This window comes from Streptomyces ruber (assembly GCF_014648075.1).
Taxonomy (GTDB): domain Bacteria; phylum Actinomycetota; class Actinomycetes; order Streptomycetales; family Streptomycetaceae; genus Streptomyces; species Streptomyces ruber.
Genome location: NZ_BMQK01000003.1, coordinates 316,670 through 336,440 on the forward strand (window position 1 = coordinate 316,670; position 19,771 = coordinate 336,440).

Annotated in this window: 20 protein-coding genes; 11 read left to right on the forward strand and 9 right to left on the reverse strand. The window is 73.4% G+C overall.

From position 1 onward, the window contains the following. Positions 1-82 precede the first annotated feature (82 nt). Positions 83-526 carry an STAS domain-containing protein gene (locus IEZ04_RS09620; RefSeq protein ID WP_189216308.1) on the reverse strand — a complete coding sequence of 148 codons (444 nt, stop codon included), beginning with the start codon at positions 524-526 and terminating at the stop codon, positions 83-85. A 606-nt stretch (positions 527-1,132) separates the two neighbouring features. Here IEZ04_RS09620 and IEZ04_RS09625 point away from each other — a divergent pair. Beyond that, complete coding sequence (locus IEZ04_RS09625) at positions 1,133-1,633, forward strand: ATP-binding protein (protein WP_189216309.1); 501 nt, start codon at positions 1,133-1,135, stop codon at positions 1,631-1,633. A 57-nt stretch (positions 1,634-1,690) separates the two neighbouring features. Beyond that, positions 1,691-2,185: an ATP-binding protein gene (locus tag IEZ04_RS09630; RefSeq protein ID WP_268245659.1), complete on the forward strand. Its 495-nt coding sequence runs from the start codon at positions 1,691-1,693 to the stop codon at positions 2,183-2,185. 164 nt (positions 2,186-2,349) lie between these two features. Here IEZ04_RS09630 and IEZ04_RS09635 read toward each other — a convergent pair whose 3' ends face one another. Further along, a complete protein-coding gene (locus tag IEZ04_RS09635) occupies positions 2,350-3,228 on the reverse strand; it encodes an RNA polymerase sigma factor SigF (protein ID WP_189216310.1) in 879 nt (292 codons plus the stop codon). A 379-nt stretch (positions 3,229-3,607) separates the two neighbouring features. On the opposite strand from IEZ04_RS09635, the gene IEZ04_RS09640 reads away from it, so the two are divergent. Continuing rightward, positions 3,608-4,468, forward strand: coding sequence for an RNA polymerase sigma factor SigF (locus IEZ04_RS09640; protein ID WP_189216311.1), 861 nt, complete (start codon positions 3,608-3,610; stop codon positions 4,466-4,468). Positions 4,469-4,557: 89 nt separating this feature from the next. Continuing rightward, complete coding sequence (locus IEZ04_RS09645) at positions 4,558-4,827, forward strand: DUF5133 domain-containing protein (protein ID WP_189216312.1); 270 nt, start codon at positions 4,558-4,560, stop codon at positions 4,825-4,827. A gap of 133 nt (positions 4,828-4,960) precedes the next feature. On the opposite strand, the gene IEZ04_RS09650 is transcribed toward IEZ04_RS09645, so the two are convergent. After that, positions 4,961-5,407: an SsgA family sporulation/cell division regulator gene (locus IEZ04_RS09650; RefSeq protein WP_373296281.1), complete on the reverse strand. Its 447-nt coding sequence runs from the start codon at positions 5,405-5,407 to the stop codon at positions 4,961-4,963. A gap of 288 nt (positions 5,408-5,695) precedes the next feature. Here IEZ04_RS09650 and IEZ04_RS09655 point away from each other — a divergent pair, with 288 nt between their 5' ends. After that, positions 5,696-6,061, forward strand: a complete 366-nt coding sequence (locus tag IEZ04_RS09655) for a PRC-barrel domain containing protein (protein ID WP_189216314.1) — start codon at positions 5,696-5,698, stop codon at positions 6,059-6,061. A gap of 380 nt (positions 6,062-6,441) precedes the next feature. Beyond that, positions 6,442-7,068 carry an ATP-binding protein gene (locus IEZ04_RS35775; protein WP_308429788.1) on the forward strand — a complete coding sequence of 209 codons (627 nt, stop codon included), beginning with the start codon at positions 6,442-6,444 and terminating at the stop codon, positions 7,066-7,068. A 57-nt stretch (positions 7,069-7,125) separates the two neighbouring features. Here the strand turns inward: IEZ04_RS35775 and IEZ04_RS09665 are convergent, their stop codons facing one another. The 4 genes from IEZ04_RS09665 to IEZ04_RS09680 form a co-directional block, all read right to left on the reverse strand. After that, positions 7,126-7,560, reverse strand: a complete 435-nt coding sequence (locus IEZ04_RS09665) for an ATP-binding protein (RefSeq protein WP_189216315.1) — start codon at positions 7,558-7,560, stop codon at positions 7,126-7,128. Positions 7,561-7,744: 184 nt separating this feature from the next. Continuing rightward, a complete protein-coding gene (locus IEZ04_RS09670) occupies positions 7,745-8,980 on the reverse strand; it encodes a PP2C family protein-serine/threonine phosphatase (protein ID WP_373296288.1) in 1,236 nt (411 codons plus the stop codon). 221 nt (positions 8,981-9,201) lie between these two features. After that, positions 9,202-9,507 (reverse strand): hypothetical protein, encoded by a 306-nt coding sequence (locus tag IEZ04_RS09675; protein ID WP_189216317.1) that lies wholly within the window; start codon positions 9,505-9,507, stop codon positions 9,202-9,204. Positions 9,508-10,062: 555 nt separating this feature from the next. After that, entirely contained in the window at positions 10,063-10,398 is a 336-nt protein-coding gene (locus IEZ04_RS09680; RefSeq protein ID WP_189216318.1) for a helix-turn-helix transcriptional regulator, read from the reverse strand. Between the two features lie 221 nt (positions 10,399-10,619). On the opposite strand from IEZ04_RS09680, the gene IEZ04_RS09685 reads away from it, so the two are divergent. From IEZ04_RS09685 to IEZ04_RS09700, 4 genes are all read left to right on the forward strand, one after another. After that, positions 10,620-11,408, forward strand: coding sequence for an ANTAR domain-containing protein (locus IEZ04_RS09685; protein ID WP_229820917.1), 789 nt, complete (start codon positions 10,620-10,622; stop codon positions 11,406-11,408). Between the two features lie 262 nt (positions 11,409-11,670). Next, positions 11,671-12,627, forward strand: a complete 957-nt coding sequence (bdeA, locus tag IEZ04_RS09690) for a bis(hydroxyethyl) terephthalate hydrolase (protein WP_373296282.1) — start codon at positions 11,671-11,673, stop codon at positions 12,625-12,627. A gap of 90 nt (positions 12,628-12,717) precedes the next feature. Next, positions 12,718-15,540, forward strand: coding sequence for a helix-turn-helix transcriptional regulator (locus IEZ04_RS09695; protein ID WP_308429789.1), 2,823 nt, complete (start codon positions 12,718-12,720; stop codon positions 15,538-15,540). A 207-nt stretch (positions 15,541-15,747) separates the two neighbouring features. Next, positions 15,748-16,641 (forward strand): GNAT family N-acetyltransferase, encoded by an 894-nt coding sequence (locus IEZ04_RS09700; protein WP_189216320.1) that lies wholly within the window; start codon positions 15,748-15,750, stop codon positions 16,639-16,641. Between the two features lie 139 nt (positions 16,642-16,780). On the opposite strand, the gene IEZ04_RS09705 is transcribed toward IEZ04_RS09700, so the two are convergent. Next, positions 16,781-17,947: a S1 family peptidase gene (locus tag IEZ04_RS09705; RefSeq protein WP_189216321.1), complete on the reverse strand. Its 1,167-nt coding sequence runs from the start codon at positions 17,945-17,947 to the stop codon at positions 16,781-16,783. Positions 17,948-18,134: 187 nt separating this feature from the next. On the opposite strand from IEZ04_RS09705, the gene IEZ04_RS09710 reads away from it, so the two are divergent. Then, the gene (locus IEZ04_RS09710) at positions 18,135-18,494 is read left to right on the forward strand and encodes a hypothetical protein (RefSeq protein ID WP_189216322.1); all 360 of its coding nucleotides are present in this window, start codon (positions 18,135-18,137) and stop codon (positions 18,492-18,494) included. A gap of 49 nt (positions 18,495-18,543) precedes the next feature. Here the strand turns inward: IEZ04_RS09710 and IEZ04_RS09715 are convergent, their stop codons facing one another. Then, complete coding sequence (locus tag IEZ04_RS09715; protein WP_229820918.1) at positions 18,544-19,764, reverse strand: glycoside hydrolase family 64 protein; 1,221 nt, start codon at positions 19,762-19,764, stop codon at positions 18,544-18,546. Positions 19,765-19,771 lie beyond the last annotated feature (7 nt).

Consider the following 19,771-nt stretch of genomic DNA (forward strand, 5'->3'; position numbering starts at 1 on the left):
CTCTTTCGGGCCGGTGGTCTTCCGGTCCTCCTCGGCTGCGGGCGGAGGCGCGCCGGGGGCGGCGCGTCCGCCGGAGGCACGGCTACCGGACGGGCGGCTCCGCTCCCGGGCCGATCTCGCCGTCCTCGCCGTCCTCGCCGTCCCGGCCGGGCACCGCCGGCTGCGGCGAGTCGACCAGCGCCAGCGCCTCGTCGACGCTCTCCACCGTCGGGACGGTGATGCTCACGCCGGTGAGGTCGAGGATGCGCCGCACGGCGGACGTCGGCTTGATGACGTAGACGCCGCCGGAGGTCTGCCGTGCCTCCTGGTACACCCGCAGAATGATGTTCATGCCGGACGAGTCCATGAAGGGCACGGACGAGACGTCCAGCAGGAAGTGCCGCCGGCCGTGATGCAGCTGGTTCGCCAGATGATGCTGCAACTCGGTCGCGGTATCGATGTCCAGATCGCCCTCGACCTCGAGCAGCACGGCGTCCTCCCGGACCACCGTCACCTGGATCGACAAGGGATTCTGGGCAACAGACACAAGTACCTCCACAGGCGTCGCCGATCGGGTCCGGATACCCCGGACTCCGCGTTCGATGCACCGCGTGACGACAACGGGCGGCGCCGCCGCGACCGTCGGCCGACCGGGCGGCACGACCGCCCGGTGCGTCCTCGTCCCCCGACGTCATGACGCCTTCGCCCGCCGCTGCTGGTGTGGCGATGCGCTCGTGCGCCTACCCGGGAATCGTGCGCCCACACGGGGCGCCTTCGCGCCGTGTGGCGTGTCGGCGGCGTTCGGGTGGTTCGCGGTTTCGTGCGGCGTCGAACGGTCAGCCGGATAGTGAGAAGCAGCGAGTGCGGCGAACGCGTCGAACCCGTCGCGTCTGTCACACAGGGCGACAGTCTGCACACATCGTATTCACGTAATGCCCGGCATGAACCGGCACAGACCGGAAATGACGACAATGCGACGACAATACGTTGACATATACCGAGAGAGTCAAGGAACACAGACAACCGAAGCGGGCGTCCGGCACGGCAGCCGAGCAGTGTCCAGACGTCCTCGGGTGACCGGAGGGCAGGAGTGACCGCCCTGGCCCCGCGGAAGGCCTCCGTCGCCCCGTCAGCCGAGTCAGGGAGCGAAAGGATGCGAGAGCAACACCGGATCGGTTTCACCCCTCGCCCCGCCGTTCGGAGCCGGTCCCGGAGCGGGCCGCTGAGCCCCGCGGAGGCGCGCACCGCCGTCAGGAGGGCGATGGCCAGGCCGGTGGCGGAGAACCGATGCGACGAGGGTGCCCTGTCGGACGCCTTGCTCGTGGTCTCGGAACTGACCACCAACGCGATGCTGCACGGCGGAGGCGTCACGGACATCGACGTCACCGTGGTCGGCGGCGACCTGTACCTGTCCGTGAGCGACCGCAGCCGGCGCCCGCCCATGGCGCTGGCCCCGGCCGACGAACAGGGCCGGCGGCGCTGCGGCGGCCGTGGCTGGCCGATCGTCTGCAGGCTGTCGCGCGACGTGACGGTGACGGACCTGCCCTCCGGCGGGAAGCGCATCACGGCGGTGGTGCCGCTCCGCGGCACGGCGGGGGACCGGCCCCCGGGCGGAAGCCGCCCGGCCGGGCATGACGCGGGATTGAGGGGGTAGGCGCGTGGCGGTCGGCCCACCGAGGCGGTGGGCGTCGTGAAGGCGGGAGCTGAGCAAGTGGCACACATCGCACACGACGGCAGGCGTGCCCTTCCCCCGCTGACGGAGCCGTTGGAGTCCGACGCGGTGGAGTTGAAGGACAGTGCCGGGTACGAGGGACGGCCGGAGGACATCGGCGCGGCCCGGCGCTTCGCCGCGGACTTCCTGGCCCGGGCGCAGACGGAGCGGAACGCACAGGTCCCGGCCCGGGTGCACGGGGCGCTCCAGCTCATCGTGAGCGAGCTGGTCACCAATGCCTGCAAGTACACCAGCGGGCCCTGCCTCATGGACCTGGAGCTCGCCGGCGGCACCGTCGCGGTGACGCTGTGGGACAGCGACCCCGTCCTCCCGGTCGCCCGCGCGGCCGAACCCGGACGCGTGGGCCAGCACGGCCTGGAGATAGTCCTCGCCCTGTGCGAGGCCTACGAGATCCGCCGGGAGCCCGTCGGCAAGCGGGTCAGGGTCACGGTGGGCCTCGACGGCGGTGCCGACGGGGCCGGCGCCCTCGGGTGAGCAGGGGACGGCCGCCGCACGGCGTCACCGGGCGCGGCGGCCCTCCACGTACGGCGACCGCACGAGCGTGCGCACATGGACGCACAGAAAAGATCCCCGCCACCGGACACACGCGGTGGCGGGGATTCTGCTTCTTCTGCTCTTCGTGAGCGACCGTGGGGCCGTCAGGCGACGTCCGGCTCCAGCAGGCCGACGCGCAGCCGCTTGATGATGCGGCTGATCAGCCGTGACACATGCATCTGCGAGACACCGAGGTGTCCGGCGATCTGTGACTGGGTGAGCTCCTCGACGAACCGCATGTGGATGATCCGCCGCTCACGCTCGTCGAGCTGGGCGATCAGGGGCGCCAGGGAGTGGAAGTCCTCCACCAGCTCCAGGGACGGATCCTCCTCACCGAGCACGTCGGCCAGGACCGTCTCGCCGTCCTCGGCGCCGGTGGGGGTCAGGGCGGCGTCCAGCGAGGAGGAGTTGTAGCAGTTCGCCGCCTTGCGCGCCTCGATGACCTCTTCCTCGGAGAGCTGCATCAGCTCGGAGAGCTCACGGGTGGTCGGCGTACGGCCCAGCCGGGACCGCAGCTCGTCCGTGGCCTTCGCCAGCTCCACCCGGGCCTCCTGGAGGCGCCGCGGCACATGCACGGCCCAGCTCGTGTCCCGGAAGAAACGCTTGATCTCACCGACGATGTACGGCACCGCGAACGTGGTGAACTCGACCTCGCGGGTCAGCTCGAACCGGTCGATCGCCTTGATCAGACCGATCGTGCCCACCTGGACGATGTCCTCCAGAGAGTCCCCGCGGCCGCGGAAGCGGGAGGCGGCGTACCGCACGAGCGAGAGGTTCATCTCGATCAGCGTGTTGCGCACGTACTGGTACTCGTGCGTGCCCTCCTCCAGCGTGGCCAGCCGGTCGAAGAACTGGCGGGAGAGCTCCCGCGCGTCCTTCGGCGAGACCTTCGTCGGGTCGTCGATCAGGGGCAGCTCCGCCTCGGTCGTCCTGACCGCCTCGTCGGCCGTGGCCGTTGCCCGTGCTGCCGAAACGGCTGCCATGCCGTCCTCCCCAGTCGCCTTGGTGCTTCGATGTCATCCCTCGCATGCCCCACTTCGAGCGACTCACTCCACCTGAATGGGCACGAGTTTTCGTACCCGGTTCCGTGCGTCCCCGGGGCGTCGTCCACCGTACGCCGTTCCACCCGCGCAGGCGCCCGCTCCCGTACGGCTCCGGGCGCCCTGTGCGCCGCCTGACCGGCGATGTTCGAAAAGTCCGTGCGGACGGTTGTTTGCCCTCGCGACGCCGGGGCAAGCGGGTTCCGTGCTTCGGACAAGAGGCTCGCCGACGGGTGAGGTGTGCCCGTTCCGGGGCCTTCTCGCCCTGCGCACACGTCCCCGCGGCCCTTCCCCTGAAAGCGTCGTTCAGGAGCGATTCCGCATGCTGGTTGAGATTTCTGCAAACGGTTCCGGCGCGTCCCCGCGTCCCCAGAACCCGAATCAGAGGGCGCATGACGACGCCCCCGACACCACGGCCGTCTTCGTCCGCCTCGCGAGCCTCGAGGACGGACCCGAGCGCGAGGCCCTCCGCGACGAGCTCGTGAAGGCCTGGCTGCCCATGGCGCACCGCATCGCGGGCCGCTTCCGCAACCGCGGTGAGTCGCTGGAGGACCTGCGGCAGGTCGCCGCGCTCGGCCTGCTGAAGGCCATCGACCGCTTCGAGCCGGAGCGGGGCGCCTTCGAGAGCTACGCCGTCCCCACCATCACCGGCGAGATCAAGCGCCACTTCCGCGACCGGATGTGGGCGCTGCGCGTCCCCCGGCGGGTGCAGGAGCTGCGCAACAAGGTGCGCGTCGCGCGCCGCGAGCTCACCCAGTCCGGCGGTGCCGCCTCGCCCACGATCGCCGAGATAGCGGCCCACGCCAAGCTCACCGAGGAGGAGGTGGCCACGGGCATGGAGGCGCTGGACAGCTTCAGCACCCTGTCCCTGGACGCCGAGGTGTCCTCGGGCGACGACGGCTACAGCCTCGCCGACACCCTCGGTGCCCCCGACACGTCGTACGACACGGTCGTCGACCGGGAGGCGGCGAAGGAGGGGCTGCGGCAGCTGCCCGAGCGTGAACGCGCCATCCTCTACATGCGCTTCTTCGAGGACATGACGCAGAGCCGCATCGCCGATCAGCTGGGCATCTCGCAGATGCACGTCTCGCGGCTCATCAGCCGCAGCTGCGCGCGCGTGCGCAACGAGGCGCTCGGCGAGGCGAGGTCGCGTCGCGCGGGCGGCCGGGGCCGCTCCGACTGACGTACGACGCTCACGCGATGCTTTCCCGTCCCCCGGCCGGAGCGGCCGGGGGACGGTCCTGACCGCCACCTGAACGAGGAGTGGAACAGATGCTGAAGCCCCATCCCGTGATCCTGCGCAAGCTCGTCGAGGAGTACGAAGAGCTCACGGCGCAGACGGCGCACGAGGGTGAGGAGCGCGACGGCCGGGCGAACAGCCGGCGCGCGCAGGACCTGGCCTACACGCTCTGCGTCTCGACGGGCACCCGTGACGTCCGGCGGGCGCTGGAGGAGGCGCACCGGCTGCTCGCCGCCGCGCAGGAGCCGGTGCCGGGCGTGCGCCGTCCGCAGGGAACGGCGGCGGGCGTCGCACCCGTCTGATCCACGGGGGCACCCCGGCGTGCCCTGAACGCGCTCACCGCGCCGACCGCTCACCCCGCTTCCCCCACATACGTGCTACGGGCCGTCCGGTTCTCCCGGACGGCCCGTAGCACGTGGCCGGAGCCCGGCCCCGTCAGCCACGGGTCATGAGGTCGGCGAGGAACTCGTCCACGGACACGTCCTCCCGGCCCGGCGCCACCACGCCGTAGGTGCGCTCCACGAAGGAGACGACGGCGTGCGCCGGAGCGAGCACCACCGCGTGCTCCCGTCCCGTGCCGTCCTGGGCGCTCCCCGACAGCTCGATGCGCAGCACGCTGCGGGCTCCCACGCGCTGCGGGCGCAGCCGGACGTCACCCTCGCCCACCGGCCGCCGCGTGCCCTCGGCGAGCATCTGCCGGTCCAGTCTCCACAGCGCGAGGATGCGGCCCTCGTGACTGAACGCCGCCGTCACGGCGAAGGGGTCGTCCGAGTCGTAGCTCAGGCGAGCCTGCACGGGAACACGGCGGGCGTCGGCAAGCTCGAGCTGCATGGCCAGGGTCTCGTGCACGAACGGGATCAAGGGAAGCCTCCGGGGGGACATCGGTCGGGGAGTCTTCAGGTACCCCGGGAACGCCGGTGATCTCCTGGCAACCGGTGGTTTACCCGAAGAGACACCGCGCGCCCGGGTGAGGGAGCCGGCCGACCGCGGCGGAAGCCGTGACGGAAGGAAGGGGAGCGCTGCTTGCGGTCATCGCAACGGGGTATCTGCTGCGTCGGGAGGCGAAGACGGAAAAGACACCCGTTCCCCCGCGGAACAGCCGCGGGAGCGGATCGCGGAGAGCGCCGAACAGCACAGCCGAGGACAGAACAGCGGAGAGGAAGGAGCGAAGTGGACTTCGACGGCATCTGGTCGTACGCACCGCAGAGCGGCCACCAGGAAGGGCAGGTCCTGACGGGGTACTCCGTCGAGGCCGGCGACGGCACCATCGGGCACGTGGACCGGCAGGCCGACGACAATCCCAGGCGGCACCTGATCGTCGACACGGGTGTGTGGGTGTTCGGCAAGAGCGTCCTGGTGCCGGCGGGACTCGTCACCGGTATCGACCCGGAGACACAGAAGATCACCGTGGCGTTCACCCGTGACGAGGTGAAGTCGGCGCCGCTGTTCCGGACGGACCGGGAGACGTCGGACGCCGGATACCTGGACAGCGTGGCCGACTATTACCGTGGTCTTCCTCGGCGGCAGTCGACCTGACGCCGGACGGTGGAGGGGCGACCGTGAAGGGGCGGTCCCTGCCCGGGGACGGTGTCCGCGGCGCATACGGCGCCCATGCTTCGGGGCCGAGCGGGTAGGCGGGGATCGATGAGGAATGACGAACGTGTACCGTGCCGATCGCGGATGCGCCCCGACGCGTCCGGCGACACGGCACACGCCGGAGCGGCCGCGGAGTACGTGCCGCTTCGGCGGACCGCGGCCGGAGGGGCGTCCGTGACGAGCGTGGGAAGTGGGAGTGAGCTGATGCCGGAACAGCGCGGCGTCCCGGAGGCCGGTGGCCCCGTGCCCCACGTCCTGTTCGCGATGCGGAGCGCGGCCCGTGGCCGTGGCCCGTCGTCGGCCCCGCGAGGTTGAGGCCCGTGGAACGCCGCACGAACGGGGACGCCGGCCAGGCGGACGCCACCGGCACGGGGAACCTCGGGGGGAGCTCGTACGGGCAGCGGGCCGGAGCGCGCGGGGGCGCCTTCGGCAACGGCGCCCCGGGGAGGCACACCGTCCGCGCCGTCGCCAACGGAAAGAGCAACGGCAACGGGCACGGCAACGGGCACGGCAACGGGCACGGCAACGGGCACGGCACGGCGGACGGGGCCGTACGGACACCCGTCACCATCACCAACGCCGCGGCGGCACGGCAGTACGTGCGGTCCGTGATCCAGGAACACTGGGACGCCCCGGGCCGGCGAGCGGACGAGCAGGCCGTGATCGACCTGCTGCTCGTGGTCTCGGAACTGGTGACGAACGCCATCAGGCACGGCGGCGGCATCGCCGGGTTCGAGGTGATCCCCACGGCGAAGGGCGTACGGCTGAGTGTGGCGGACCACAACGACGTCGTTCCGGCCGTCGCCTACGGCCCCGGAACGCTGCCCTCGACGCACGTCGGACACGGCTACGGATGGCCGCTGATCATCCGGCTGGCACGGGACATCGACATCCGGCCCCGCCCTGGGGGCGGCAAGACGATCAGCGTGGCCGTGCCGTTGACCTGACGTCCGGGGCCGCCGCACGACGGCCCCACGGCCCCTGGGTCACCCAGGGCCTCCGGCTCACCAGGGCAGGAAGACATGGACGTCCTTGCCGTCGTCCTGCACCACGACGCTCACCTGGGTGCACAGCGTGTGCACCAGATGCCAGCCGATGCCCCCACCGCCCTTGCTGGGGTGGAACGGACGCGGCGCGGGCGGCGTGGTGCTCGTGTCGCGCACGGTCACGTGCACACCGTCGAACGTACGGCGCATCGTCAGCGCGAACGGCCCCGGCGCGTACTGGACCGCGTTGGCGGCCAGTTCGTTGACGACCAGCAATATGTCGTCCCAGTGCTCGGGTGCCGTCGGTGGCGCGGCCCGCGCCACGGCGCTCAGGAACTCCTCGGCGGCCAGGCGCGCCCCTGTCACGTCGCCCAGCTCGCCGTCGAAGGTGACGTGGCACTTCTCAATCTCGTCGGAAGGCAGTTTCTCGCTCCAGTGCGGCTCGGTCGCCATCTCACCTTCCCCGGTCCCTAGGTAGCGGGCCCGTTCACAGTGAAATCTCGGTCCCATCGCTGCTGTTTCCCAGCGAGACAAGGGCTACTCGTCCGGATCCGCCGGGACCCGTGGGACGCGAGGGGCCCACAGGGCCGGGTAGCCGGTCGCCGCGGGGGTTATCTCCTGTTCGGCATGAGGATGCTCACAGTCGTATGACGACCAGGGCCGTGTCGTCGTCGGCGGCGCCGTCGGGCACCAGTTTCGTCAGGAGCACGTCGGCGAGCGACTCGGCCGTGCTGCCCTCGGGGCGGTGCCCGGACAGGCAGTCCGCGAGCCGGCCCAGCCCCACGTCGATGCTCTCGCCGCGCCGCTCGACGAGACCGTCGGTGTAGAGGACCAGCGTCGAACCCGGGAGGAAGGAACAGCCGGCCTGGGGACGGGCGGCGTGTTCGGGCCGGGCCCCGAGCGGGGGATCGGTCGCCGCGTCGAGGAACTCCGCCCGCCCGTCGGCGTGCAGCAGGACGGGCGGCAGATGCCCGGCGCTGCTGTAGGTCAGGGTGCGCCGTTCCCAGTCGATGAACACCTCGACCGCGGTGGTGCACTCGGCGCCCTCGACTTCCCGGGCGTACAGGCCGAGGATCTCCAGCGCGTCGCCCGGTCCGGCGGCCACCCGGGAGGCGGCGCTCAGGGCGCTGCGCAGCTGCCCCATGACCCCGGCGGCCGGCAGACCGTGTCCGACCACGTCGCCGACGGCGACGGCGAGCCTGTCACCGGGCAGGTCGACCAGTTCGTACCAGTCGCCGCACACGTTCAGGGCCGTGCTCGCGGGGCGGTAGCGCACCGCCACCTCGCGGTCGCCCTTCTGCCGGAGCGGGGGCAGCATCGCCTGCTGCAGACCGAGGGCGATCTCGCGTTCACGGGCGTGGGCGCGGCGCAGGTGGTCGTTGAGCTCCTGCAGCTCACTGGCCCGCGCGTACAGCTCGGCCGCCCGCTCGGCCGCGCGCTCCCCGGCGGTGTCCGACAGCCGGGACCGGACGAGCTCGGTGACCTCGTCGACGCGGTGCACGATCAGTTCCACCCGGCCGTCGGGGGAGAGCACGGGGCTGTTGACCGGGCTCCAGTACCGCTCCTCCCACTGGCCGGGGCGTTCGGGATCCCGCAGGTCGTAGCGTTGCAGCGACATGCTGTCGCGCTGGCCGGTGGCCAGTACCCGTTCCAGTGAGGCGCGCAGGCTGCGGGCCCCGGTCGCCCGCGGGTCGTCCAGGTCCTCGGGGAAGACGTCGAACACGTACCGGCCGAGCAGGTACCGCCGGGAGCGGCCGGTGGTGACCGTGAAGGAGTCGTTGACGTCCGCGTAGCGCAGATCGCGAGTGAGCAGGGCCACCGCGCCGGGCAGCGCCCGGAACACGGCGTGGTAGTCGATGCCGCCGTCCGGCACGGGGGGCCGCCCGGCGTCCGGGCTCCCGCCTGCGTGTCTCCGCTGTCCCTCCATGGCGACCGGGTTCCCTCCGGGGACGAGGCGGAACGGACCACCCGATCCGGCAGAATGTGCGAAGGGTGAACGATGCGGAAACGGTGACGCCGGTACTGCGGGCCGGATCCTCCCCGCCGTCCGCGCGACCGGGTCGTGCGCCCGGGGCGGCGGGCCCCGCGCGGCGCTCAGGGGCGGGGATTCGTCCGCCGCCACGCCGGGCGGGCGTCCCGGCCGCGCCGTCCGGCGACCGCCGCGCACCGGTGACAGACCTTCCGTACGGCGTCGGCCGCGCCTCCCGACTCCGGGAAGGCGTCGGCCCATTCGACTCCGGGGAAACGCTCCAGCCGGGATCTGCTGAGTGCCAGGCCGCACACCGTCTGGTTCATGCCGTGCTCCCAGGCGTGCACTTCCCCCGCGGGCAGCCTGCGGCCGTCCTCCGGATCCCACCAGCGGCCGGACGCCGCCACCGCATACCGTCGACTCTTCGCCACACCGTGCGGGTGCCCCCTCGCGCGGCGGACATGCGGTGCCCGCGCGCGGGCGGGCGACGCCGTCGTCCGGCGGGTCGGCCGGTGCCGCTTCCTACGGGGCCCCGTCGCCGTGTCCGTCGCCGAGCCCGGCCCGCTGCCGCGGTGCCTACGGGCTCTCCGTCGCCCCACGTCCCGGTCGGCCGCGGCGCTCCGGGTCCCCGTCCCGGGGTCGCGGGCCGCTGCGTACCCCGGTCCGGTCGTCGGAACCACCGGCCGCGGCCGCCCGCCGCGGGGCCGGCGGCTCCTCGGCCGGGCCGTCGACGGCATCGCGACGGACCGTCACCACCAGCCGGGTGCCGTCGTCCGTCGCGGCCGGTCCGCGCACCTCCCGCGGGGGCCTGGCCCACCGCCGAACGGCCGCTCCGGCCACGACGGTTCCGGCGGCCACCCATAACGCCTTGACGCGCTTCATCGGTTCCTCCCCTCGCCGGGCAGAACGAGAGGCGGGTGCCCGCCGCGCGGGGTCCGACTCCCCGCCGAAACGATTGACCGGGCGGAGGCGGCCGACGGGGTGGGCTACTGGCCCGCCTGCTGCGTCCGGCCCGCGCGCAGGTCCTCGTCCTGGGCCAGCAGGGAGAGCAGGGAGGCGACGCTCAGTCCGGCCTCGGCCGGGTGACGCAGCACCTTCCCCGGCTCGATGCGGTAGGTGTTGCTGCGGCCCTCCCGCGTGTGTGACAAGTATCCCTCCTGCTCCAGGTCGGCGATGATCTTCTGCACCGCGCGCTCGGTCAGCCTGCACCGCGCGGCGATGTCGCGGATGCGGGCGTTGTGGTCGTCCGCGATCGAGGCAAGCACGCGCGCGTGGTTGGTGAGAAACGTCCATCCGACGTACGACTCCGGCACTCCACCCATGGGCGCCAGTATAGGTCCGTCTTTTCCTGTGACTAGATACGCGTGAGTAGATACGCGAAATACATTTCATGTATCCCTTGACGTGTTCGGCAGGGTGAGCAAGCCTGAAGGTGGAGATGAGCGAGTGCACACGAACTCTCGTGGGAGAGGCGACCATGTCGGATCCGGCATTCGCGGGACGGCCGAATCGGTCCATGGGGAAGGGCGGTACCGGTTGTGCGGTGCCCGCCGGAGCCGCGGTCGGCTTCCGGCCGTGTGAACTGGCGGTCGAGTGTCGTCCGGACGGCGGCCGGGTGCTCGTCGTGGTCTCGGGCGAGCTGGATCTCGACACGGACCGGACGCTGGGGCGCGTGCTGCGGGACGCGATCGACCGGTGTGCCGAGGGCGTCGACCTCGATCTCGGGCAGGTCGCCTTCGCGGACTGCTCGGGCCTCAACGTCCTGCTGGCGATGCGTCAACTGGCCCTGGGGGACGGCAAGACGCTGACCGTCCGCGAGGCTGGCCCGGCCGTCGAGCGGCTGTTCGAGGTGACCGGTACGCGCGCCCTGTTCGTGCCCGCGGAGGAGCACCGCCCGCACGTCCGCCCGGCCGGTGCACCGGCGGTCGCTGAGGACGTCCCTCCCGGTGAGGGATCGCCTCCGCGGGACATGGATCCGCAGGACACGGTTCCGCAGGACCTGGAGCAGTTGCGGGTCGAGGTCGGGCAGCTCCGGCGGGCCATGCGGACGCGGCCGACCATCGACCTGGCCCGCGGCATCCTGATGGCCTCCTTCCGGCTGAGCCCGGAGGAGGCCTGGCATCTGCTCGTCACGGTCTCCCAGCGCACCAACGTCAAGCTGCACCGGCTCGCCGACGACCTGCTGGGCACCGTCCGGGGCGACGCCCTCGCCGAGCACCTCCAGCGGGAGCTGGGCCTCGCCGTCAGCGCGTTGCGGGAGCGGGCGCGCCCGGCGGCCCCGGCGGACGCCGGCGGCGCCCCGGGGAGCAGGAGGCCGCAGGGGACGCGCTGACGGAGAGGTGCCCGGCGCCCCCGTCCCGTGAGGACGGGGGCGCCGTCGGTGCCCGCAGGGAGCCCGTTTTTCCGGTCGCGCGCCTCGTGTCGCTCAACGAGGCCGGTGATTTTGCCGATGCAACGATGGGGGCCGCGCCTCCACAGTGGCATCCCACCCCCACGGGCGGTGCCGCCGGGAAGGAGCCTCCGCACGCACCCGCGTCGCGTCGGCGCCCTGTCCTCGACGCGCGGCCCGCAACGACAGGAAGGACGGTGCCGTCGTGCATCAGCACCCGCAGCAGGGCGTGTCCGCCCAGGACGCCCAGGACGCCCCGGAGTCCGGCACCCGCCGCCACCGCTCCCCGCGGCGCCGGACGCACCTGCTCCTCGGCATGGCGGCCGCGACGGCGGTCGGGTTCAGCACCCTGGTGGGCCCCGGTGCCCACGCCGCCGACAACCCGTACGAGCGTGGCCCGGCCCCCACCGAGGCCGGCATCGAGGCGCTGCGCGGCCCGTACGCCGTCTCGGAGACCTCGGTGTCCTCGCTGGCGGCCAGCGGCTTCGGCGGCGGAACGATCTACTACCCGACCAGCACCGCGGACGGCACGTTCGGCGCGATCGCCATCTCGCCCGGCTACACCGCCCGCGAGTCCTCGATCGCGTGGCTGGGCCCGCGGCTGGCCTCCCAGGGCTTCGTGGTGTTCACCATCGACACGAACTCCGTCTACGACCAGCCCGCGTCCCGCGGCCGGCAGCTCCTCGCGGCGCTCGACCACCTCACCGAGCGCAGCCCCGTGCGCTCCCGGGTCGACAGCGACCGGCTCGCTGTGATGGGGCACTCGATGGGCGGCGGCGGCTCCCTGGAGGCCGCCAAGTCCCGCCCGTCCCTCAAGGCGGCGATCCCGCTGACGCCCTGGAACCTGGACAAGACCTGGCCCGAGCTCCGCACCCCGACGCTGATCGTGGGGGCCGAGAGAGACTCGATCGCCCCCGTCTCCTCCCACGCGGAGCCGTTCTACAACACCCTGCCGTCCTCGCTGGACCGGGCCTACCTGGAGCTGAACAACGCCACCCACTTCGCGCCGAACGTGTCGAACACGACGATCGCCAAGTACAGCGTCTCCTGGCTGAAGCGGTTCGTCGACGACGACACCCGCTACGAGCAGTTCCTGTGCCCGCTGCCGCGGCCGGACCTGGACATCGAGGAGTACCGGGGGAACTGCCCGCACGGCTCCTGACCTCCTGCTGCGGAAGGGGAGGCCCGGCCCGCAGGCCCGGCCTCCCCCTTCTCTTTGCACGACTCTTTACCCAGCAGTAAGGTCACATGCGTGACCTCACACGCACGCATGAGCGATCCCGTGCGCCTGCACGGTCGCGATGCCGAGCTGCGGGCGACGGCGGCCGTGACCGCGGCCCCGGGCACCGAGGACGCGGTGCTCGTCGTGACGGGCGGGCCCGGTGCCGGGCGCACGGCCCTGCTCGCCCACGCGGCCCGCGCCTTCCGCGCCGGTCCCGTGCTCCGCGTCCGGGGCGTCCGCGGCGGTACCCGCCTGCCCTACGACGGGGTGCGCGCCGTACGGAGCGCCGTGGACGCCCTGCGGCCCGGCGCGCCGGTCGACGTCCCCGCCGAACCGGACGCCGGGGTGCTGCTGGATCTGCTGCGGGAGACGGCCGCGGGCGCCCCGCTGCTCCTGTGCGTGGACGACGTCCATCTGTGGGACGACGCCTCGCGGGCCGCCCTCGGCCTCGCGGCCCGACGGCTGCGCGCCGCCGGGCCGGTGTGCCTGCTCGTGACCGTCGCGGAGCACCGCGCGGCCGACCCGCACCTCGCCGGGCTGCCGGTCCTCCCGCTGCGGCCGTTGCCGGACGCGGAGGCCGGCGCCCTGCTCGACGAGCTCACCGGCGGCCGTACCGCCGCACCCGTCCGGGCGGAGCTGCTGCACGCGGCGGAGGGCAACCCCGCCCTGCTGCACGCCCTGGTGCGCCGGCTGTCCGCCGCCGAACTGAGCGGGCAGCGGGCGCTGCCGTGGCCCCTCGTCGACGCCGAGACCGTGCGCGGGCTGGTGGACGGCGGTCCGGACGGCCCGACGGCCGCCCACCCGGACCTGCTGCTCGTCGTGGCCGCCGCCCAGCAGGCCGACCCCGACGGCGACGGCGTCCGCGCCGACCCCGTGCTCGACGCGCTGACACGTGTCGCCCCGCCGGGCGAGCCCGCCGTCCGGCAGGTGCCGGGTGTGCTCGTACCGGCCGGCGACCGGCTGCGGTTCACCGGCACGCTGCTGCGCAGGGCCGTGTACCTCGGGGCCCGCCCCGACCGGCGCCGGGCGGCCCACGACGCGCTCGCCCGTACCGCGGAGCAGTACGGCGACCGGCTCGCGGAGCTCACCCACCGGGCCCTGTCCGTCGCGGGCCCCTCACCCCTGCTGGCGGACGGACTGGCCGCCGCGGCGGACGATCCGCGCGTCACGGCGTCCCACCGGCGCCGGGCCGCGGCCCTCGCCCGCGCCGCCGAGCTCACGACGGACGCCGCCGCCCGCGCGGAGCGCTGGATCGCCGCCGCCGGACACGCGCTGCTCGCGGGCCGCCCGGTCACGGCCCGCAGACTGCTCGCCGAGGCGTGCGCCGACGCCGCCCCGGACGAGGTGCGCGGGCGTGCGACGCTGCTGCACGGACTGCTGGAGCTGAGCGACGGACACGTGCTGGACGCGCACGAGTCGCTGCTGTGGGCACGGTCCCTGCTCTCCGCCCGGTGCCCCGCGCAGGCGAGGGAGGCCCGCATCGCCGCGGCGACAGCGGCCTGGGCGGCCGGTGACATGACGGCGTGCCGCACGGCGCTCACGCCGGAACCGGAACCGGCCGCGGACCCGGACTCGACACCCGGCGGGGACGCGGAGGGCGCGACCGTCGCGCCCCTCACCGTCGTCAGTGGCGGTGGCGAGCACCTCACGGAGGACTACCGGCTCGGCATGCTCGCCCTGCTGGAACAGCGCTACGAGCAGGCGGTACCGCCCCTGCGGCGCGTCGTGGAGCGGGCCGCGGGCACGGGTGAGCCGGAGACGCTGCTGCGGTCGGCGTCCGCCGCCCTGCTGCTGGGCGACGTGAGCACCGGGTGCCGGGCCGGCGCGCGTGCCCTCGCCGCGGCCAGGGCGCGCGGACCGGTGACCCTCGTCTCGCGTGCCCTGGAGTATCTGGCGTACGCGGAGCTGCGCGCCGGACGGCACGCCCGCGCGCGGGCACACGCGGAGGAGGGGCTGCGCGCCGCGCACCACTGCGGTCAGCGGAACTCGGCGGCCCACCACCACGCGGTGCTGGCCCTGGCCGCGTCGATCGAGGACGAGGCCGCGCTCGTCGCCGAACAGGCGGAGGCGGCCCTGGACACCGCCCGCCGGCACGGGCTCACCCAGGCGGCGACCCTCGCCGAGTGGGCGCTCGGCCGCGCGGACCTGGGCCGCGGGCGCCCCGCCGAGGCCGCCGCCCGCCTCGGCCCCCTGGTGCGCGCCGGCACGCGTCATGGGCACTTCGCCGTACGGATGCTGGCCATGCCCTGTCACGTCGAGGCGGCCGTCCTCGCCGGCCGGCCGGACGAGGCGGGTCCGGTCGTCGAGGAGTTCGCCCTGTGGGCGCGCTTCGGCGCCGACCCGCAGGCGCCCGCCCAACTCGCCCGCTGCCGCGCACTGCTGGCGCCGCAGGACCGGGCCGACGCGCTCTACCTGCGCGCACTGACCCTGCACCGGGCCGTCGGCGGCGACTTCGAGGAGGCCCGCACCCAGCTCCTGTACGCCAAGTGGCTGCGCAGACGCCGGCGGCTCAGGGAGGCGCGCGACCAGCTCACCGAGGCGCTGGTCGCCTTCGAGAGGTGCGGGGCCGGCGCGTGGGCCGCACAGGCACGCGGCGAACTGCGCGCCACCGGCGCGGCACCGGCGGGGGAGAGCCCCGGCGCGCTGTCCACCCGGCTGACCCCGCAGCAGCAGCGCGTCGCCCGGCACGTGGCCGAGGGCGCCACCAACCGCGAGGTGGCGCGGATCCTCTCGGTCAGCACCCGCACGGTCGACCACCACCTGCGCAACGTCTTCGCCGCGCTCGGAGTGCGGTCCCGGGTGGAACTGGCGCGCATGGTCGAGCAGTCGGAGAGGCCCGGCGCACCACGCTAGGGGGACCGACCGGACGGAGCGCGGCACGGAAAACGGGTGGCCGGCCGGATGACGCGCCCCCTAACGTGGGTGCCCACGCCCCGAGACCGGCGGAAGGAGGCGAGTGCCGTGCCGTACACACCGTTCCCGCGCTCACTCCCCGTCGCCCCGGCGTGCCACGACTGACGGGAGCGCATCCAGCACACGTGCACCTCCCGGAGGAGTTCCATGACCGGACTGGTCATCCGCACGCTCGACGAGAGCACCGACCGTGACTTCGACACGCTGCCGGACCCGCTGGACGCGCGCGCGTCGCACGCCCGGACCCGGCACCGCCCGGACTGGAAGCGGATCGCCCTGCGCGACGGCAGGGTGGTGGCCCGCGGTGCCTGGTGGGGCGGCGCCGACGACACCGAGCCCCGCAACATCAACTGGTTCGACGTGGCCGAGGGCGAGGAGGAGGCGGGCGCCGAACTGCTCCGCACGGCGCCCTGGCGGGTGGAGCTCGAGATCAACCTGCCGGGCGGCTGGCGCGACGCCCCGCATCTGCGCGCCGCCGCGGGGACCCGCTTCGCCGCCGCGCGGGCCGCCGGGTACGAGCTTCTGGCGGAGCGGTACCTGTACCGGTGGACGCCGCGGGACGGACTGCCCGGGCACTCCGGACGTCTGCGCTTCGCCGCGGGACCGGACGACGCCGTGTTCCTCGACGCGCTGCGGCGCATCCACTCGGTCACCCTGGACGCCCATGCGCTGACGGCCGTCGCCGAGGGCGGCGTCGAGCGGGCGGCACAGCAGGAGATGGGCGTCCTCCGCCGGCTGCCGTCCCCGCGGGAGTGGTGGCGGGTGGCGTACACGGACCGGGGCGAGCCGGTCGGCATCCACGTCCCCGCCCGCAACACGGCGGGTCCGTGCGTCGGCTTCGTCGGCGTGCTGCCGGAACGGCGCGGGCACGGGTACGCGTACGACCTGCTGGCCGAGTGCACCCGCTTCCTCGTCGGGCAGGGTGCCGGGTTCGTCGCCGGGGCGACCGACCGGGGTAACCGGCCCATGGTGGCGCACTTCGCGCGGGCGGGCTTCCCGGTGGTCCGGGAGCGGATCGACTTCACCCCCGTGACCGCGTAGCCGACACACGTCCGGGCACCCGCCGACGGGTCGGCGGGTGCCCGGACGCCGTACTCGGGCCGCGGGGAGGAGCAGGCCGCGAGAAGACTCGGGTCATGCGGTGGATCAGACCGTGCGGCCGATCAGGCCGTGTGCGGAATCAGGCCGTGTGCAGGGTCAGGCCGTAGCGGTTGAGGATCTCGTTGACCGGCTGGTGCCAGGTCTCGCCGCCGGTGCTGCAGTTGCCCCAGCCGCCGGAGGTGACGCCCTGGGCCTGGTCACCGCTGATGAAGGAGCCACCGGAGTCGCCGCCCTCGGCGCAGACGCTGGTCTTGGTCATCTGGTGCACCGCGCCCTGGGCGTAGTTGACGGTCTCGTTCTTGGCGAGGACCGTGCCGCAGTGCCAGCGCGTCGTCGAGCCCGACCGGCAGACCGACGCGCCCACCGGCGCCTCGTTCGAGCCGCGCACCAGCTGGTCGGAGACCGTGCCCCAGCCCAGCACGACCGGGACGGTCCACCAGCCGCTGCCCACACTCACCCAGGCCATGTCGTCACCGGGGAACGAGGAGCCGCGGAAGGTGCCGATGTGGGTGTTGTCCCAGCCGCGCACGGCCTGGCCCGTCGGGCCGCAGTGCCCGGCGGTGACGAAGCCGCCGTGCACGGAGAACCCGATGGAGCAACGGACGTTGCCCGTGTAGTACGGGTCGCCGCCGACCGTCCCGGCGGCGAACGTCTGCGGCTGCGCCGGCACTTCGGCGACGGTGACGGGACCGGCCTCGCGGGCGCTGTCGACGAACCGCTCGACCGCGGCGTCGTTCCGCCGGTCGGCGACCACGTTCACGACGACCGCGCCGGCCTTCGGGTCGACGTGCCAGCTGCTCACGCCCTCGGGGGCGGACAGCGCGTCGATCCGCTGCTTCGTCGCGTCGAGCCGCTCCGCGCTGTGCCGCGCGGTGCGGACGGTCGCGCCGGCGGAGCGCAGGGCGCGCAGGGTGGAGTCGGAGGCGTCGGCGGTGACGGCCACGTTCAGCCGGCCGCTCGAGGCGTCGAACCAGGAGCCGCCGTACGACTCCCCGGCCGTGCGGCGGACCTCCGGCTCGAGGGCGGTCGCCCGCTCCTCGGCGGCCAGCCGCTGCTCGGCCTGGGCCCGGGTCAGCCCGAAGTCCTGCTGCATGGCGGCGAGGAGTCCGGCGGAGGCCGGTGCCTCGGCGGCCGGGGCGGGGGAGGCGGTGTCGCTCGCCGACGCGGGTACGGCTCCGGCGGCGGCCCAGGTTCCGACGACGAGGAGTGCGGCGAGCCCGGCCTGCCTGATTCTGTTGCGTCTCAAGGGAGTTGCCCTTCGTTGTTCCAGCGAGGTGGGGGTGGAACGGGCGGTGCTGATGACCGCGTGAGAGCGCTCTCGGGGTGTGGCGGTGAGGAGCGTAGCCGGTGCCCGGCTGTCAGGTCCATACCAACTGTGGGGGGTCTGGTTCGGCCGGGGCCGGGTATCCGGCGACCCACAGGAGGTGATCGGCATGCTGCTGGCGCGGGGAACGGGCGACGGCTTCGGGGCGTGGTGGTGGGCGATGGGCGCGGTCGCCATGTACGCCGTGATCAGTTACGGGCTGCAGTACCGGGCACGGCGCCGGCGTGGCTCCCTGGAGCCCGCCCGGGACGCCCTGCACGACCTGAAGGACCGCGAGGACCCGCAGCCGCCCGGGAAACGCGTCGCCAGCCGCGTGATCATGTTCTGCGGCGCGGCCGCGGCCGGTCTGGTCGCCTGGGCCACGTCGGGCGCGGTCCGCCCGGTGGCGGCCGCCGCCACCGCGCTGGCCGCCGCAGTCCTCTGGGCGTACTACGACCACCGCACGCAGGACCGCGCCGCCCGGCGGTGAGGCCGGGCGGCGACGGTCCCGCGCGCGGTCGTCGGCGCGCCGGGCGCGCTCAGCTGAACGGGTCGAGCGTGATGCTGGCCCGCTGCGGGTTGCCGTCGTGGACGAGGGACTCGTGGTTGCCCACGTCGTCGAAGGCGAAGGCGTAGGCCTTGCCGTCGGCCATCTGCGAGTGGATCGCGCGGGCGTAGTGGTTGGTCACGCCGTCCCGGTAGAAGCCCGCCGAGGAGGAGTCCGGCTGGTTCGGGTTGGTCAGGAGGGTGGACCGGTTGAAGCCCGCGCACAGGGTGCGGGAGATCGGCCCGCGCACCTGGTCGTTGGGCGCGTCCAGCAGCTTGTGGCAGCCGAAGATGCTGTCCGCGTCCGGCTTCTGGAAGCTGGTGACGACGGCGCCGCTGCCGTTGGTGAAGTTCATGACGTTGCCGGAGACCCTGCCGTAGAACTTGTTGTTCGGCTGGTCGGTGAACGGGGTGACCGTCAGCGTCTCGGACGAGTACTTCTGCCAGACGCGGTTGACGTAGTCGTCCATCACGTTCCTGGGCAGCGCACCGGTCTCCAGGCCGTACAGGGGTGCGAGGACCCGCAGGACGGTGCCGTCGGACCGCGTCTGCACCAGGTTCGACCAGCCGCCCTGCTGCCCGCGCAGCGCGTTGATGACGCCGTTGTAGCCACCGGCCTTGAGCTTGCCGATGGTCGCCGTGCCGCCGTCGCCCCGCCGTACTCCGACCGAGTACGGCGCGGAGAACATGTCGACCTGCGTGCTGTTGATCCACAGGCCGGAGTCGTTGAGCGTGTACTCCGTCCAGTTGAACAGGATGTTGCGGTTGGGGTCGCTCGCGTTCTGCACGGCGGGCTGCACCAGACCGCCGGTGGTCAGCCGGAACTGGAGCTTCTGTCCGTACGAGAAGTAGACCCGGCCCGAGAACTTGGGGAGCTGGATCGTCTTCGACTGCCCGGCGGCCGGGCCCGGGATGGACGCGTCCGGCGCGGGCGTGGGCGGGTTGCCGCCGGCGGGCCACGGGTGGAAGACGCCGTTCGCGTCGGCGTAGCCCTGCCGGCCCGAGGCCAGGTCGGTGCCGATGACGTAGACGTACACGGCCTCGCCGCGCCCGGACTGGTTGGTCAGGTCGAGGGGGATGGTCGCGGGGACGGCGGCCTGTGCGGGTGCGGCCGTGACCGGCGCGCCGACCGCGAGCGTGGCGCCGAGAACGGCCGCCGTCGCGATCGTGACCAGGGTGCGGCGTCCTCGTCTGCCGAGTGTTGCGGGTGCCACTCTCTGT

Coding starts and splice junctions, on each gene's coding strand:
- IEZ04_RS09635 (WP_189216310.1), bottom strand. CDS start 3,228: ATGGCAGCCGTTTCGGCAGCACGGGCAACGGCCACGGCCGACGAGGCG.
- IEZ04_RS09645 (WP_189216312.1), top strand. CDS start 4,558: ATGCTGAAGCCCCATCCCGTGATCCTGCGCAAGCTCGTCGAGGAGTAC.
- IEZ04_RS09700 (WP_189216320.1), top strand. CDS start 15,748: ATGACCGGACTGGTCATCCGCACGCTCGACGAGAGCACCGACCGTGAC.
- IEZ04_RS09640 (WP_189216311.1), top strand. CDS start 3,608: ATGCTGGTTGAGATTTCTGCAAACGGTTCCGGCGCGTCCCCGCGTCCC.
- IEZ04_RS09650 (WP_373296281.1), bottom strand. CDS start 5,407: ATGTCCCCCCGGAGGCTTCCCTTGATCCCGTTCGTGCACGAGACCCTG.
- IEZ04_RS09625 (WP_189216309.1), top strand. CDS start 1,133: ATGCGAGAGCAACACCGGATCGGTTTCACCCCTCGCCCCGCCGTTCGG.
- IEZ04_RS09710 (WP_189216322.1), top strand. CDS start 18,135: ATGCTGCTGGCGCGGGGAACGGGCGACGGCTTCGGGGCGTGGTGGTGG.
- IEZ04_RS09680 (WP_189216318.1), bottom strand. CDS start 10,398: ATGGGTGGAGTGCCGGAGTCGTACGTCGGATGGACGTTTCTCACCAAC.
- IEZ04_RS09665 (WP_189216315.1), bottom strand. CDS start 7,560: ATGGCGACCGAGCCGCACTGGAGCGAGAAACTGCCTTCCGACGAGATT.